The 11,200-nt window shown below is 51.3% G+C and carries 11 protein-coding genes and 1 other RNA gene; 6 read left to right on the forward strand and 6 right to left on the reverse strand.

Annotated features, from left to right (window positions below; translation table 11 throughout):
* Positions 1-42: 42 nt before the first annotated feature.
* From OGX99_RS00740 to emrB, 6 genes are all read left to right on the forward strand, one after another.
* Positions 43-1,227 (forward strand): MFS transporter, encoded by a 1,185-nt coding sequence (locus OGX99_RS00740; protein WP_187253094.1) that lies wholly within the window; start codon positions 43-45, stop codon positions 1,225-1,227.
* A gap of 122 nt (positions 1,228-1,349) precedes the next feature.
* Positions 1,350-2,087, forward strand: a complete 738-nt coding sequence (locus OGX99_RS00745; RefSeq protein WP_151218177.1) for an AzlC family ABC transporter permease — start codon at positions 1,350-1,352, stop codon at positions 2,085-2,087.
* The gene (ygaH, locus tag OGX99_RS00750; protein ID WP_151218178.1) at positions 2,077-2,412 is read left to right on the forward strand and encodes an L-valine transporter subunit YgaH; all 336 of its coding nucleotides are present in this window, start codon (positions 2,077-2,079) and stop codon (positions 2,410-2,412) included. The genes OGX99_RS00745 and ygaH overlap by 11 nt, the downstream gene beginning before the upstream one ends.
* 90 nt (positions 2,413-2,502) lie before the next feature.
* Entirely contained in the window at positions 2,503-3,033 is a 531-nt protein-coding gene (gene emrR / locus OGX99_RS00755; protein ID WP_003037300.1) for a multidrug efflux transporter EmrAB transcriptional repressor EmrR, read from the forward strand.
* Positions 3,034-3,162: 129 nt separating this feature from the next.
* Positions 3,163-4,335 (forward strand): multidrug efflux MFS transporter periplasmic adaptor subunit EmrA, encoded by a 1,173-nt coding sequence (gene emrA / locus OGX99_RS00760; RefSeq protein ID WP_286542303.1) that lies wholly within the window; start codon positions 3,163-3,165, stop codon positions 4,333-4,335.
* A gap of 16 nt (positions 4,336-4,351) precedes the next feature.
* On the forward strand, positions 4,352-5,890 hold the full coding sequence (gene emrB, locus OGX99_RS00765) for a multidrug efflux MFS transporter permease subunit EmrB (protein ID WP_151218180.1): 1,539 nt from the start codon (positions 4,352-4,354) through the stop codon (positions 5,888-5,890).
* A gap of 49 nt (positions 5,891-5,939) precedes the next feature.
* Here the strand turns inward: emrB and OGX99_RS00770 are convergent, their stop codons facing one another.
* The 6 genes from OGX99_RS00770 to OGX99_RS00795 form a co-directional block, all read right to left on the reverse strand.
* On the reverse strand, positions 5,940-7,307 hold the full coding sequence (locus tag OGX99_RS00770) for a carbohydrate porin (protein ID WP_151218181.1): 1,368 nt from the start codon (positions 7,305-7,307) through the stop codon (positions 5,940-5,942).
* A gap of 346 nt (positions 7,308-7,653) precedes the next feature.
* Positions 7,654-8,169, reverse strand: a complete 516-nt coding sequence (gene luxS / locus OGX99_RS00775; RefSeq protein ID WP_151218182.1) for an S-ribosylhomocysteine lyase — start codon at positions 8,167-8,169, stop codon at positions 7,654-7,656.
* 149 nt (positions 8,170-8,318) lie between these two features.
* Positions 8,319-9,875, reverse strand: coding sequence for a glutamate--cysteine ligase (gene gshA, locus OGX99_RS00780; RefSeq protein WP_286542308.1), 1,557 nt, complete (start codon positions 9,873-9,875; stop codon positions 8,319-8,321).
* 77 nt (positions 9,876-9,952) lie between these two features.
* Positions 9,953-10,381 (reverse strand): YqaA family protein, encoded by a 429-nt coding sequence (locus OGX99_RS00785; protein ID WP_151218184.1) that lies wholly within the window; start codon positions 10,379-10,381, stop codon positions 9,953-9,955.
* Positions 10,378-10,944: a fructose-1-phosphate/6-phosphogluconate phosphatase gene (gene yqaB / locus OGX99_RS00790; protein WP_151218185.1), complete on the reverse strand. Its 567-nt coding sequence runs from the start codon at positions 10,942-10,944 to the stop codon at positions 10,378-10,380. The genes OGX99_RS00785 and yqaB overlap by 4 nt, the downstream gene beginning before the upstream one ends.
* Positions 10,945-11,122: 178 nt before the next feature.
* Positions 11,123-11,200: non-coding RNA, RtT sRNA (locus OGX99_RS00795), on the reverse strand; the annotation flags it as partial.

Consider the following 11,200-nt stretch of genomic DNA (forward strand, 5'->3'; position numbering starts at 1 on the left):
CGTTATGATTGTTTTCTGCAATCCATTATTCAGTTGAAAACCATGACGAAAACCACTCAGGGACTTAGCCCTTCGCTAATCCTGTTAATGTCTATCGCCACCGGCCTTGCCGTCGCCAGTAACTATTATGCACAGCCGCTGCTCGACACCATTGCGCGTAACTTTTCGCTATCTGCCAGTACTGCAGGGTTTATCGTCACCGCAGCCCAACTTGGCTATGCCGCCGGCCTGCTGTTTTTAGTACCGCTTGGCGATATGTTTGAGCGTCGAATGCTGATCGTTTCTATGACACTGTTAGCGGCAGGCGGCATGCTGATTACCGCCAGCAGCCAGTCGTTGGCCATGCTGATCCTCGGCACCGCTCTGACCGGGTTGTTCTCCGTCGTGGCACAAATTTTGGTTCCGCTGGCGGCAACGCTTGCGACGCCGGACAAGCGCGGTAAGGTTGTCGGCACAATTATGAGCGGCCTGCTGTTGGGCATTCTGCTGGCGCGCACCGTAGCGGGATTACTGGCTAATCTTGGCGGCTGGCGTACCGTATTTTGGGTCGCATCGGTATTAATGGCGCTGATGGCGATTGCGCTCTGGCGCGGCCTGCCAAAGATGAAATCAGAGACTCATCTTAACTATCCACAGCTGTTAGGCTCCGTATTCAGTCTGTTTACCCATGATAAATTGCTGCGTACCCGCGCGATGCTGGGCTGCCTGACCTTTGCTAATTTCAGTATTCTCTGGACCTCAATGGCGTTTTTGCTCGCTGCACCGCCGTTTAACTATTCCGAAGGCACCATCGGACTGTTTGGCCTGGCTGGCGCTGCCGGAGCGTTAGGTGCGCGTCCGGCGGGTGGTTTTGCCGATAAGGGAAAATCGCATCTCACCACCACTGCAGGTTTGTTATTACTGCTGCTCTCCTGGTGGGCCATCTGGTTGGGGCATAGTTCCGTACCCATGCTGATTATCGGCATCCTGGTACTGGATCTCACCGTTCAGGGTGTACATATCACCAACCAGACGGTTATCTATCGCATTCACCCAGACGCACGTAATCGCCTGACCGCCGGATACATGACCAGCTATTTTATCGGCGGGGCGGCCGGTTCGCTGATTTCAGCTTCTGCCTGGCAGCACGCCGGGTGGGCTGGCGTTTGTCTGGCAGGTATGACCGTTGCCATACTCAACCTGTTAGTCTGGTGGCGAGGTTTTCACCGCCAGGAAGCCGTAAATTAAGCGTATAGCGCATGTTTACCGTTGATTGGGCTCCGCAGGGTGTTAAGGAGCCCATCAGTCTGCTAAGGTTATAACTCATTGAACCAAGTTATATTAATTTCGGTAATGAAGCCTATAGCCCTATGGAAAGCCCTGTTCCCCAACCTGAACCCAGTTCTGCAACGCTAACTGAAGGTTTCAAAGATAGCCTGCCGATAGTCATCAGCTATATTCCAGTCGCTTTTGCTTTTGGTCTTAGTGCCACTCGTCTTGGCTTTAGTCCCGTTGAAAGCGTCTTTTTCTCCTGCATTATCTATGCTGGAGCCAGCCAGTTTGTCATCACCACGATGCTCGCCGCAGGCAGTTCACTGTGGGTCGCGGCCCTTACTGTTATGGCGATGGACGTCCGTCATATTTTGTATGGCCCTTCCCTGCGCAGCCGCATCGCCCAGCGACTGAGCAAGCCCAAAAGCGCACTATGGGCTTTTGGCCTCACCGATGAAGTCTTTGCTGCCGCAACGGCGAAGCTGGTACGGGATAACCGGCGCTGGAGTGAAAACTGGATGATCGGTATTGCGCTATGCTCCTGGGCCTCCTGGGTGTTTGGTACGGTGATCGGCGCGTTTTCCGGCAGCGGTTTACTCAAGGATTACCCGGCGGTTGAGGCGGCGTTAGGCTTCATGCTCCCGGCACTGTTCATGAGCTTCCTGCTCGCCTCTTTCCAGCGTCAACAGGCGCTCTGCGTAACTGCTGCACTGGCCGGGGCGTTAGCTGGCGTTACGCTGTTTTCCATTCCAGCAGCTATCCTTTCAGGCATTGTCTGCGGATGTCTGACCGCACTCATCCAGTCATTTTGGCAAGGAGGTCCTGATGAGCTATGAGGTTCTGCTGCTTGGCCTGCTGGTCGGCTGTGTTAACTACTGTTTCCGCTATTTGCCGCTTCGTCTTGGCGTGGGGAATGTTCGCCCGGCGAAGCGTGGCGCGATGGGGATATTACTCGACACCATTGGCATTGCATCAATTTGCGCCCTGCTGGTGGTGTCTACCGCACCGGAAGTGATGCACGACACTCGTCGGTTTGTGCCTACACTGGTGGGGTTTGTCATACTGGGCGCAAGCTTCTATAAGACCCGCAGCATCATCATTCCAACGTTACTGAGTGCTCTGGGCTATGGATTAGCCTGGAAAATGCTGGTTGGATTATAGATAAAAAAAATCATTTTAAATAAATAATACATTTACTTTATTTGTCACTGTCGTTACTATATCGGCTGAAATTAATGAGGTTATACCCAAATGGATAGTTCGTTTACGCCCATTGAACAAATGCTAAAATTTCGCGCCAGCCGCTACGAAGAGTTCCCTTATCAGGAAGTGCTTCTGACCCGTCTCTGCATGCACATGCAAGGCAAGCTGCTGGAAAACCGCAATAAGATGCTGAAAGCTCAAGGGATTAACGAGACATTGTTTATGGCGTTAATTACGCTGGAGTCTCAGGAAAACCACAGTATTCAGCCTTCTGAACTGAGTTGCGCGCTTGGATCGTCACGTACTAACGCCACCCGCATCGCGGATGAGTTAGAAAAACGTGGCTGGATCGAACGTCGTGAAAGCGATAACGATCGCCGCTGTCTGCATCTGCAATTGACCGAGAAAGGCCATGCATTTTTGCAGGAGGTGTTACCGCCTCAGCATAACTGCCTGCACCAGCTCTGGTCATCTCTTAGCACCACCGAAAAAGATCAGCTTGAGCAAATTACCCGTAAACTTCTGACCCGTCTTGATCAGATGGAGCAGGATGGCGCGGTGTTAGAAGCGCTGCGCTAAGGCGTCGACTCGCTCAGAAATCCAGATTTATAAATGAAAAAACCGACAGGCCAGCACGCATACTGCTGGCCTGTCTGATAAACAGGTCGGCTCAGCCGATGTGATAAAAAGAAGATCGTGGAGAACAACATGAGCGCAAATGCGGAGACTCAAACCCCGCAGCAACCGGTCAAGAAGAATGGCAAACGTAAAAGTATGCTTCTCCTTTTGACCTTGCTCTTTATTATCATTGCCGTGGCATATGGGATTTATTGGTTTTTAGTACTGCGTCATTACGAAGATACAGACGATGCGTACGTGGCAGGGAATCAGGTTCAAATCATGGCGCAGGTATCAGGCAGCGTGACAAAAGTCTGGGCTGATAACACTGATTTTGTTAAAGAAGGCGATGTGCTGGTCACCCTCGACCAGACTGATGCCAAACAGGCATTTGAAAAAGCCAAAACTGCGCTGGCTTCTAGCGTGCGTCAGACGCACCAGTTGATGATTAACAGCAAGCAGTTACAGGCCAGCATTGAGGTGCAGAGAACCGCGCTGGCGCAGGCACAAAGCGACTTTAATCGTCGTGTCCCGCTGGGCAACGCCAACCTGATTGGCCGCGAAGAGCTGCAACATGCACGTGATGCCGTTGCCAGCGCTCAGGCTCAGCTTGATGTCGCTATCCAGCAGTATAATGCTAACCAGGCAATGATTCTCGGTAGCAAGCTGGAAGATCAACCCGCCGTACAACAGGCCGCCACCGAAGTGCGCGATGCCTGGCTGGCGCTGGAACGTACCAGAATCGTCAGCCCTATGACCGGCTATGTATCCCGCCGTGCCGTACAGCCAGGGGCACAGATTAGCCCAACAACGCCATTAATGGCGGTTGTCCCGGCCACTAACCTGTGGGTGGATGCCAACTTTAAAGAAACACAGCTCGCCCATATTCGTATTGGTCAACCCGCGACGGTTGTCACCGATATTTATGGCGATGACGTGAAATATACCGGTAAAGTTGTCGGCCTCGATATGGGGACGGGCAGCGCCTTTTCACTGCTGCCGGCCCAAAACGCGACCGGTAACTGGATCAAAGTCGTCCAGCGTCTGCCGGTACGTATCGAACTGGATGAGCAGCAGTTGGCACAGCATCCACTGCGGATCGGTTTGTCTACGCTGGTTACGGTGGATACTTCCAATCGTGACGGACAAATTCTGGCAAGCCAGGTCCGCACCACGCCGGTATCAGAAAGTAATGCACGTGAAATCAACCTTGCTCCGGTCAATAAGATGATCGAAGAGATCGTGCGGACCAACGCGGGCTAATTCAAAGGTGCGTGTGATGCAACAGCAAAAACCGCTGGAAGGCGCGCAGCTCGTCATTATGACGATCGCGCTATCCCTGGCGACATTCATGCAGGTGCTGGACTCCACCATTGCTAACGTGGCGATCCCCACTATCGCCGGGAACCTCGGCTCTTCACTGAGCCAGGGAACCTGGGTGATCACCTCATTTGGGGTGGCAAACGCTATCTCAATTCCGATCACCGGCTGGCTGGCAAAGCGCTTTGGTGAAGTAAGACTATTCATATGGTCAACGACTGCCTTCGTCATTGCATCATGGGCATGTGGGATGTCCACCAGCCTGAACATGCTGATTTTCTTCCGCGTGATCCAAGGGATTGTCGCTGGTCCATTGATTCCGCTGTCACAAAGCCTGTTACTGAATAACTATCCTCCCGCCAAACGTTCCATCGCCCTGGCGCTGTGGTCGATGACGGTGATCGTTGCCCCAATATGTGGCCCTATTCTTGGGGGTTACATCAGCGACAACTATCACTGGGGCTGGATATTTTTCATCAACGTGCCAATCGGTGCTGTAGTGGTGTTGATGACCCTGCAAACACTGCGTGGTCGGGAAACAAAAACCGAGCAGCGGCGCATCGACGCCATTGGTCTGGCACTGCTGGTCATTGGTATCGGTAGTTTGCAGATTATGCTCGACCGTGGCAAAGAGCTGGACTGGTTTGCCTCTCAGGAGATTATTCTCCTGACGGTGGTCGCCGTGGTGGCTATCAGCTTCCTGATCGTCTGGGAGCTTACCGACGAGCACCCCATTGTCGATCTCTCGCTGTTTAAGTCGCGCAACTTTACCATCGGCTGTCTGTGTATCAGCCTGGCCTATATGCTCTACTTCGGCGCCATCGTCCTGCTGCCGCAGCTATTGCAGGAGGTTTACGGCTATACGGCAACCTGGGCCGGTCTGGCGTCCGCGCCGGTAGGGATCATTCCGGTGATCCTGTCGCCAATTATCGGCCGCTTTGCGCACAAGCTGGATATGCGTCGGTTGGTGACATTCAGTTTTATTATGTACGCCGTCTGTTTCTACTGGCGCGCGTGGACGTTCGAACCGGGTATGGACTTTGGCGCATCGGCCTGGCCGCAGTTTATTCAGGGTTTCGCGGTAGCCTGCTTCTTTATGCCACTGACGACCATCACGCTGTCCGGCTTACCGCCTGAGCGTTTGGCGGCTGCATCGAGCTTGTCTAACTTTACGCGAACGCTGGCCGGCTCTATTGGTACATCGATTACAACAACGATGTGGACTAACCGTGAGTCGCTGCATCATGCGCAGCTAACGGAATCCGTTAATCCCTACAACCCAAATGCTCAGGCAATGTACGACAAGCTGCAGGATTTAGGGATGACGCACCAGCAAGCGTCAGGATGGATAGCCCAGCAAATCACTAATCAGGGTCTGATTATTTCAGCCAACGAAATCTTCTGGATGTCGGCGGGGATCTTCCTGGTTCTGCTTGGTCTGGTGTGGTTCGCTAAACCCCCCTTCGGCGCGGGCGGCGGCGGCGGTGGCGCGCACTAACTATCTGAAAAAAAGGGATCTGCGGATCCCTTTTTTATTGTGGCCAGCATCAGAAATAATATTTGAATCTCAGGCGTCCGCCGTAACGTGCATCTTCACTATTGTCGCCACTGTTCGGATCGGCCTCAACCCATGAGGCATAAGCACCGAGATAGATATTAAAGTTTTTCATATTCATTACGTTAGGGAATAAGTATGAGGCATGAATGGTGTGAATGTCATAGCTGCCCGGATCGGTGATCCAGCAGTCTTCCTCGCAAACGGCCCCCAGGTTAGCGGCATTGAAAGCATCAATATTGTTATGCGCATAGATATAGCCCAGTTCGAATCGATGCCACAACGCGTTCACCCCAGCGGTAAAATCGGTCTCATCGGTCGCGTCCATATAAGCAGTATTCAGGTTAATCACCGCGCCATCTTCCGGATCGGTTTTTTGTCCGTCCCAGGTCATGGTAAAACCATACCCCGTACGATCGGACTGATCGATCCACTTCCCGTTCTCATAATAGCCGTAGGCATTATTGACGACGTTACTTTCCATCGCCACCGCCGTAGAGAAACGCCCGTTTTGCCAGGCGATCACCGGGCGCACGTAAGCCACGTTTTTATCATTGGTTAAGTCCATTCCGTGGTACTGCTTCTCGGTATAGAGCGTACTGCCATTTTCCATCAATGTATTCACTTCAAAATACCAGTTATCGATGGTTTTACTGATCAGGAAATTACCGCCGCTGTCGCTACGTCCACGCCCCTCTTTCATCATATAAATATAGCCATAGCCATCGCTGTAAAGGTCATTCGCCGTATTACCTGAATATTCAATAAACGTATCCTGATTCAGCGGGAACATATCGTACGCTTCAAAACGTCCCACCTTAATTTTCCAGTCTTTTTCCTGACCAAAAAAGAACACCGCATCATCGAGGTTCATTTTTCCGGTCAGGTCTGCCAGGGGCTGAACCGAGAATCCGGCAAAATTACCGTTATTCAGTCGTTGGTAGCCATCAAACCCCAATAGCAGACGCCCGTTGATATCCCAACGTTCATTCGTTCCAGGTGCCCAATCTTTATTTGCCGAGGTTCGGGTTGATGTCAGACTACCAGAGCGGCTTGCCGCATCCATGTTAAACTCAACGTCGCCATAGAACTTAATATCGCTAAAACCGGATAGCGTTAACTTGGGTGGATTTTCCGTAGAGGCGGTGGGTTCAGCAGACTGTACTTGCACCGTCGGCGCTGCGGCTACTTGCTGCTGCTTCAGCGAGCGAATTTGCGATTCAGCATCTGCGGCTCGCTGTTCGGCCTTAATCACGCGCTGCTCCAGCTCGGCAAGACGCTGTTCAATAGTGGTATTTGCTGCCCAAAGGTTATGCGAAAAGCAAGCGCCGACCACAAGCGCTAAATATTTCACCTTCATTTTTTATCCCTAAAGTTTAATGTATACCAGATAAGATTTGATAAAAACCCCATCCACCAGCAATGAAAAGAGTCTTTTTATTACCTGGATACCTGGCGTATTCCATTATGTTTTTCTATTAATTATTTATGTTTTTTTATTTATGTGATCGGTGTGAGATGGCATCGTTAATTATCCATTATTTTCTGCCTGCCAGATCACATTTTATTATTTAGCAGGTTATGAATTAATTGGACGAGATTATATTCCCGTCGTAAATATAATAGCTCTGGATTATATAGCGAAATAAAAAACCCCGGTGATAAGCCGGGGTTGATTTCAATACAAGAACAGCTAATTAATAAGACTAAATATGCAATTCCTGCAGTTTCTCTTTCGGCAACGCCAGCTCTTCATTGCTGTTCACGCGCACACCATGCTCCAGAATATGACGCGCGATATCCTGTGCTTCGCTAAGAGAGTGCATCTGATACGTACCGCACTGGTAAACGTTCAGTTCCGGGATCTGATTCTGATCCTGCACTTTCAGCACGTCCGCCATCGCCGCTTTCCATGCATCGGCAACACGCTGCTCGTCCGGCGTACCAATCAGGCTCATGTAAAAGCCGGTACGGCATCCCATCGGAGAGATATCGATAATTTCAACGCCGTTACCGTTGAGGTGGTTACGCATAAAACCTGCAAACAGGTGCTCCAGCGTATGGATACCTTTCTCAGGCATCACTTCTTTGTTCGGAATGCAGAAACGTAGATCAAACACGGTGATTGCGTCGCCATGCGGGGTATTCATCGTTTTTGCAACCCGGACTGCGGGAGCTTCCATCCGGGTGTGATCGACAGTAAAACTATCTAACAACGGCATTTAGCCACCTCCGATAAATTTTTTTAAAATAATCTGAACTCTTTGTTCCGGGGCGAGTCTGAGTATATGAAAGACGCGCATTTGTTATCATCATCCCTGTTTTCAGAGATGAAATTTTGGCCACTCCCGAGTGGCCTTTTTCTTTTGTATCAAGCGTGCTTTTCCAGCCACACGCTAAACGGCTCAGTATCAGCCGCTTCTATCTCCTGCTGACGACGCTTTGAAGCCTCGGTTTCAGCAATAAATTCAGCTTCCTGCAATATTTCTAATGGCTCTTCACGCAGCAGATTTCGGTAAGCCTCACCCAGCGCTTTGCCCGTACCGCCAATGCCTTCATCAATCATAGACCGCAGGATCCGGGCAGAGAAAGTCAGTTCAGGATTGTCAAAACAGGCCACCAGTTGATCACAGATCTTCTGATACTCCTCTCCCCCATCGATGCTGTCCAGCGTTTGTGCCACACGTTTCAGATCACGGAACAGATCTTTACCCACTTTAGGCAGCGGGAACTGGGCGGCTTCACAGCCAATACCTAACGTCAGCCCTGGCTTACGACCTTCGAGAATCACACGATTCCAGTTTTTACGCGCACACAGCAATTCATCACTGCTCATTTCCGGGGCATCAGCAAGAGCACACCAGACCATAAACAGATCGAGGAAGCGCACCTGCTGCTCGTCAACGCCGATCGGTGAGAACGGATTAATATCCAGCGAGCGTACTTCGATGTATTCAATGCCGCCACGCAGAAGCGCATCAGATGGTGTTTCACCACGACGAGTAACACGTTTCGGGCGGATAGGCGCATACAGCTCATTTTCAATCTGAAGAACGTTGCTGTTGATTTGCAGGCGCTTACCCTCCTTCTCCAGACCGATCGCTGCATACTCCTCGGAAGGCGTTTTAATCGCGCGCTTTAATCCTGCCACATACTCATGCAAATCGTTAAACGTAATTCCGAGATTACTTTGCGACTTATTGGTATAGCCCAAATCACTCAGACGCAACGATGTTGCGTACGGCAGGTAGTACATCCCGCAGTCAGTTTTTTCAAACGGAAGGGTTGTCGGTTTTCCTTGCAGGAAGGAGGAACAAATGGCCGGAGAGGCGCCAAACAGATACGGGATCACCCAACCAAAACGGTAGTAGTTGCGAATCAGACGGAAGTAGCCCGCAGAGATCTTCTCTTTAGCATCTTCGCCTTCGGTTACGCCGCACTTCGCCTGCCAGAAGGCCATTGGCAGGGAGAAATTGTAGTGTACGCCGGAGATAGTCTGCATCAATGCGCCGTAACGGTTTTTAAGGCCTTCACGGTACAGCGTCTTCAGACGACCAGTATTAGACGTGCCGTACTGCGCCAGTTCGATATCCTGGCCTTCGGCAATATAGCAAGGCATGCTCAACGGCCACATACGCTCGTCGCCCAGGTTTCTGGCGGTATACCGATGCAGGTCGCGCATGAACGTGAGCATTTTCTCAATGTCATCGCCTGGCGGAGTGATAAATTCCAGCAGCGCTTCGGCAAAGTCAGTCGTTATCCATTTATGCGTTAGCGCTGAGCCTAACACCTCAGGATGGCCTGTTGTTGCTAATGACCCGTCTGCATTAACACGCAGCGTTTCGCGCTCCAGCCCACGTTGAATCCCCTTTAACGCCTGAGGATGGTTTTCCAGCCAGGCCAGCGCCTGTGATACGTCCGGGATCAAATTGACCTCCCGCCTGTCAAAATCGTTTTAATTAGCATAATGGTATTGGTTACCCTGAAGGCTATCTCACAACACAATTAGTGCCACCACATAATGCCTTGCGTCGTAACCGCCGCGACAACAACATAGCGCAGCGCCTTGCCAAGGCATAAGAAAAAGAGAACTGGACCCCACGAGATGCGCATCCATCCAGCTAACAGGCACAATAAATCACCTATAACCGGCATCCAGCTTAATAATAGTGTGACAGCGCCATAGCGCCGCAGCCAGCCAGTGGCTTTTTCTTGCCAGCGCGATGTTTTACGCAATGGAAAGAAACGCCCAAGGATAACGTTAGTTAACCCTCCAAGGCTATTACCCATTGTTGCTGTTAAGACTAAGACCCAGGGATGACTTACCCCGGAGACCAGCAAAGCAACTAAAACAACTTCAGAATTGCCGGGTAATAGCGTGGCGCTGAGAAAACTGCTGGCAAACAGTGACAGGAGCGACAGTCCATCACTCACAATAACCGGACATCCACGGCGTCCATTCCTGCGGCACGCGCCGCCTGAAGTCCAAAATCGGCATCTTCAAACACGACGCAACGCGCCGGTTCAACACCCATGCGTTCAGCACAGAGCAAAAACGTATCAGGAGCAGGTTTGTGGCGTTGTACGTGATCGGCTGCGACGACAGCATCAAAATAGCGACGCAGTCCAAGGTGAGCGAGCAGCGCTTCTGCAATCGCGCTCTCACTCCCCGTTCCTACCGCCATAGGCCGACGCCCATGCCAGGCTTTCACGACGTCAACCAACGGCAGAGGCTGGACGCTGTCCAGCAACATGCTTCTCACCTTGTCGGTTTTCTCACGCGCTAAGGCATGGGGATCAAGATCGGCATGATTCAATTCAATTACCGACTGGGCAATACGCCACGTTGGGGAGCCATTGAGGGCGACCATGGCTTGTTCATCAAAACGCAACCCATAATGCCCCAATACCTCATGCCACGCCTTACGGTGCGTTGGCTCGGTATCCAGGATGGTGCCATCCATATCAAAAATCAAACCCGCATAACGTTCGTACATCGTCTTCTCACAAGCCGAATGACCAGACGTTATTTTATCGTAATTGATTGATTTTGTCGCTGACAGCGAATGAAGAGGATTCTGAGTGTTGGTGGAAATGATTCTACGGGGGAAAAGTACTGGTGATTATCTCGCAGACCATGAAACAACAGTTTTGCTGCTATCTCGGAGAAGATGATGGTGCATCCGGGAGGATTACTCGGCTGCGCCTCGCCCTGCGGGCCGTTGCTGAAGCAACGTTATCCTCCCTGGTGCT

The organism is Citrobacter sp. Cu096 (assembly GCF_030332285.1).
Taxonomy (GTDB): Bacteria; Pseudomonadota; Gammaproteobacteria; order Enterobacterales; family Enterobacteriaceae; genus Citrobacter; species Citrobacter meridianamericanus.

Coding starts and splice junctions, on each gene's coding strand:
- OGX99_RS00745 (WP_151218177.1), top strand. CDS start 1,350: ATGGAAAGCCCTGTTCCCCAACCTGAACCCAGTTCTGCAACGCTAACT.
- emrA (WP_286542303.1), top strand. CDS start 3,163: ATGAGCGCAAATGCGGAGACTCAAACCCCGCAGCAACCGGTCAAGAAG.
- yqaB (WP_151218185.1), bottom strand. CDS start 10,944: ATGTACGAACGTTATGCGGGTTTGATTTTTGATATGGATGGCACCATC.
- luxS (WP_151218182.1), bottom strand. CDS start 8,169: ATGCCGTTGTTAGATAGTTTTACTGTCGATCACACCCGGATGGAAGCT.
- OGX99_RS00740 (WP_187253094.1), top strand. CDS start 43: ATGACGAAAACCACTCAGGGACTTAGCCCTTCGCTAATCCTGTTAATG.
- OGX99_RS00770 (WP_151218181.1), bottom strand. CDS start 7,307: ATGAAGGTGAAATATTTAGCGCTTGTGGTCGGCGCTTGCTTTTCGCAT.
- emrB (WP_151218180.1), top strand. CDS start 4,352: ATGCAACAGCAAAAACCGCTGGAAGGCGCGCAGCTCGTCATTATGACG.
- emrR (WP_003037300.1), top strand. CDS start 2,503: ATGGATAGTTCGTTTACGCCCATTGAACAAATGCTAAAATTTCGCGCC.
- ygaH (WP_151218178.1), top strand. CDS start 2,077: ATGAGCTATGAGGTTCTGCTGCTTGGCCTGCTGGTCGGCTGTGTTAAC.